Here is a 923-nt window from a genome sequence, read left to right as displayed (position 1 = left end):
AATTTACCATAAATCACCATCTCATAAAGTGTGATGCAACAAAGCCATCCCAGTGTCAAGCACTGGGATGACACCCTCCTTATGGGCCAAAATCACAATGTTCGTACAGTTGTGGATTCATTCGCGGTATCTCGGCATAGATTCCGCTAACAAGTAGCGGAATGACGAATTTGTCGTTTTTCAGATTGTCGTAAGTCAGTTTAGCTATAGCATAATGCTATATTAATAAATAATCTATATAATACTATTAAATATAATAATTAAAATCTAAATTACTTTCTCTATAAAAGGAGAAATTTACCTTAATGAAAATACATATATATTTAATATTGTTTTTATTTTTTTCTTGCACTCAACTATATGCTGACGAGGAAATTGCAAAATTTGATTTACTTATTGGCGAGATAAATGAAGCAAGCTTCACTCTTAAAGGTGCAATAAAGGTTACAGTAGAACCAGGCTGGCACATATATTATAAAGATCCTGGAGATTTTGGCCTTCCCACGTCTATTAGTTACAAAGGTAATGCATCAGATATAAATATTCACTGGCCTATTCCAAAGGAACATAAAGATAAAGTAGGGAGAGAGACGTTTGTAAGTAACGTATATGAGGGTATGGTATTATTTCCCTTTAAGATGAATATATTTTTAAATCAAGGGTATATTGACCTTAACTTCCATATAAATTATGCGATATGTAAAGATAGGTGCATCCCTAAAAATGTTGAGATAAAAATCAGGCAACCATTAAAGGATTTTATAGATTCTGATATCAATAAACTTATAAATGAGTGGTATGAAAAATAGAGTTCTCATGGGGTAGGTGTCATTCCAGCGCGTGACACTGGAATGGCTTTGTTGCATCGCTACTTATGAAAGGCTAACTATAATTAGGATTATAAGCAACTTATTGAAAATCTT

At 32.8% G+C, this 923-nt stretch carries 1 protein-coding gene; it reads left to right on the top strand.

Annotated features, from left to right (window positions below; all coding sequences use genetic code 11):
- The first annotated feature begins 305 nt into the window (after positions 1 to 305).
- Positions 306 to 809 (top strand): protein-disulfide reductase DsbD domain-containing protein, encoded by a 504-nt coding sequence (locus WOCAOBSORBRA_RS06030; RefSeq protein ID WP_155968372.1) that lies wholly within the window; start codon positions 306 to 308, stop codon positions 807 to 809.
- The last annotated feature ends 114 nt before the right edge of the window (positions 810 to 923 follow it).

Source organism: Wolbachia endosymbiont of Cardiocondyla obscurior (assembly GCF_902713635.1).
Classification (GTDB): Bacteria; Pseudomonadota; Alphaproteobacteria; order Rickettsiales; family Anaplasmataceae; genus Wolbachia; species Wolbachia pipientis.
The sequence above is the reverse complement of the archived record's forward strand: the minus strand, read 5'-3'. Positions and strand labels throughout refer to the sequence as shown.